Here is a 2,984-nt window from a genome sequence, read left to right as displayed (position 1 = left end):
AGATAAAACTTTGTTATTTTCGATATGTAGTTTACTATATATCGAAATTTATAGGAGCACTTTATGTCACGCAAATTGGTTTTAGCCACCGCAGCTGTTTTCTCACTTTTTTCTATTTCAGCTTCCGCCACTGATAACAATATTACCGTTTTCGCTGCTTCATCATTAACTAATGCGCTAAATGATATTGCGGCTAAATACCAGCAAGAAACAGGTGTAAAAACAACGCTTTCTTTCGCATCCTCTTCAGCCCTAGCACGTCAAGTCGCATTAGGTGCACCTGCGAATATTTACCTTTCTGCGAATGAAAAGTGGATGGATTATGTTGAGCAGCAGGGGGCTGTAATTGATAGCAGTCGTGTTGATGTGCTGAAAAACAGCTTGGTGATGGTAGCCCCTACAAATTACCCTCAAAATAAAATCACGCTGACTGCGAGTTGGGATTTAAGCAAAGCTTTAGATGGTACTCGATTGGCTGTAGGTAACCCTGATAACGTACCAGCTGGGCGTTATGCTAAGCAGTCGTTGGAATTTTTACATTTATGGAAGCAAGCCGAGCCACTATTGGCACGTGCTAACAATGTGCGATCTGCATTAGTACTCGTTGAACGTGGTGAAGCTCAATTAGGTATCGTATATAAAACTGATGCGGAAATTTCTAAGAAAGTGAAAATTGTGGCGACATTCCCAGCTGATTCTCATAAGCCAATTACTTATCCAATGGCATTAGTAAAAGGCAACGACACACCAGCGGCGAAAGCGTTTTATCAATACTTACAGCATGATGAAGCTAAAGCTATTTTCAAGCAGTATGGCTTTGGTACGGTGAAGTAAGCACATTTGCCTAAATGTCATTTAAGACGAAAATAATAAGACATGAAGAGCACTGAATATGATATTTCGGTGCTTTTTTGTTTATTTTAAGAGCAACTACGATGTTTTATGGAAATCGTTACTGACTCTAGTTAGCTGATTACTTATGCTACCGCTATGATTAAAAACCCTGTGCTTGAAAGTGCATAGGTTTGTGGTTTGAAACACAGGATTGTTTGCTTTGCTTACAGATTATGAATTACAAGCGTTGCTGCTGAGTTTAAAAATTTCAAGTGTGGCAGTGCTATGTAGCCTTCCTTTCGGCATTGCTTGTGCTTGGTTATTAGCACGCCGTAATTTTTGGGGTAAATCCTTACTTGATGGGATGATCCACCTGCCATTAGTGTTACCTCCCGTTGTGATTGGTTATTTGCTGTTGATCTCTATGGGTCGCCAAGGAGTAATAGGTAAATGGCTGTATGAATGGTTTGGCTTTAGTTTCAGTTTTAGCTGGCGTGGTGCGGCATTAGCTGTTGCTGTGGTGTCGTTTCCGCTGATGGTTCGTTCGATCCGCTTAGCGTTAGAAGGGGTCGATAAAAAGCTAGAGCAAGCAGCACGTACATTAGGGGCATCACCACTACGAGTGTTCATGACCATCACTTTGCCTTTAACGATCCCCGGTATTCTGACCGGCACTATTTTAGCCTTTGCGCGTGCCTTAGGTGAGTTTGGTGCAACGATCACCTTTGTGTCGAATATTCCAGGACAAACTCAAACGATCCCCTTAGCCATGTATTCCTTTATTGAAACACCGGGCGCAGAAAGTGAAGCGGCTCGTTTATGTGTGGTAGCGATTGTGATTGCGCTTTCTTCATTGTTTGCTTCTGAGTGGTTAACTCGTATGGCAAGAAAACGCTTGGAAGTGATGTAATGTCGGAAAATAAACGATTAAAGATCCAGTTTAAACAACAGCTTGGTGAGTTAGCTTTAGATGTTGATTTAAACGTACCGATGAAAGGGATCACTGCGATTTTCGGTCGCTCTGGTGCAGGTAAAACTTCGTTAGTGAATGTGTTATCAGGACTAACTAAACCTGATCAGGGCGAGATAAAACTTGGTGACCACACCTTATATAACAGTATAGAGAAGATCTTCTTATCGCCTGATAAGCGCAAGATTGGTTATGTATTTCAAGACGCACGTTTGTTTCCCCATTACAGCGTAAAAGGTAATTTAAATTACGGTGTGAAAGTGCCTGATGAAGCGCATTTTGATGATGTAGTCACATTGCTTGGTATCGAGCCGTTATTACACCGTTACCCCTCGTCACTTTCTGGAGGCGAGAAACAACGTGTTGCTATTGGTCGTGCATTACTGACAAAGCCGGATATGTTGTTAATGGATGAGCCATTAGCCTCACTAGATATGCCGCGTAAACAGGAATTAATGCCGTACCTAGAACGATTAGCAAAAAGCGTTAACACTCCCATTATTTATGTGACTCATAGCCTTGATGAGATTTTGCGTCTTGCCGATTCTATGGTGATGCTAAACCAAGGCAAAGTAGTGATTTCTGGTCATGTTAACTCTGTGTGGAGCTCGCCAGAGATGCGCCCGTGGTTACCTGCAAAAGAACAAAGCTCACTGCTGAGTGCTCGAGTGAATTACAACCATCCTAAATATGCGTTAACACAGGTGATGTTAAGTCATGACGCTTTCTTATGGGTAAGTCGTTTGCATCAACAACGTGGTGAGTGGGTCAGGGTACGTATTTTCTCAAACGATGTCTCGATTGCTCGTGAAATGCCATTGCAAACCAGTATTCGTAATATTTTGGCCGCAAGAGTGGATAAAATTCATTATGCCGAAGATGAGCGTGTTGAAGTGAAGCTCCGTGTAGGTGAAACACACTTATGGGCAAATATTACCGCATGGGCAGCAGATGAGTTAGATTTGCATATAGGTGAGCAGGTTTATGCCCAAATTAAAGGCGTGAATGTCACTAAAGATGATTTAGCTTAGCGATACTCAATATTAAGACAGTCAAAGGACTTGGCTGTTTTTGCTTTTTACCTAGTCATAATTTGCTATTACTTTATCTCGATAATGAGGTTTTAAATTCAATAGCAATCAATTTCTTACTGATTATTAATGTTAAGTTATTCATTTTC

Annotated in this window: 3 protein-coding genes; all 3 read left to right on the top strand. The window is 41.3% G+C overall.

Features of this window, described 5'->3' with window-relative positions; translation table 11 throughout:
- Positions 1-63: 63 nt before the first annotated feature.
- A complete protein-coding gene (gene modA, locus E5A76_RS06465; protein ID WP_053988951.1) occupies positions 64-834 on the top strand; it encodes a molybdate ABC transporter substrate-binding protein in 771 nt (256 codons plus the stop codon).
- 220 nt (positions 835-1,054) lie between these two features.
- On the top strand, positions 1,055-1,744 hold the full coding sequence (gene modB, locus E5A76_RS06460) for a molybdate ABC transporter permease subunit (protein ID WP_060989181.1): 690 nt from the start codon (positions 1,055-1,057) through the stop codon (positions 1,742-1,744).
- Complete coding sequence (gene modC, locus E5A76_RS06455; RefSeq protein ID WP_161118439.1) at positions 1,744-2,835, top strand: molybdenum ABC transporter ATP-binding protein ModC; 1,092 nt, start codon at positions 1,744-1,746, stop codon at positions 2,833-2,835. Before modB ends, modC begins: the two co-directional genes overlap by 1 nt.
- Positions 2,836-2,984 lie beyond the last annotated feature (149 nt).

It is taken from the genome of Photobacterium lucens (genome assembly GCF_009873615.1).
GTDB lineage: Bacteria > Pseudomonadota > Gammaproteobacteria > Enterobacterales > Vibrionaceae > Photobacterium > Photobacterium lucens.
The sequence above is the reverse complement of the archived record's forward strand: the minus strand, read 5'-3'. Positions and strand labels throughout refer to the sequence as shown.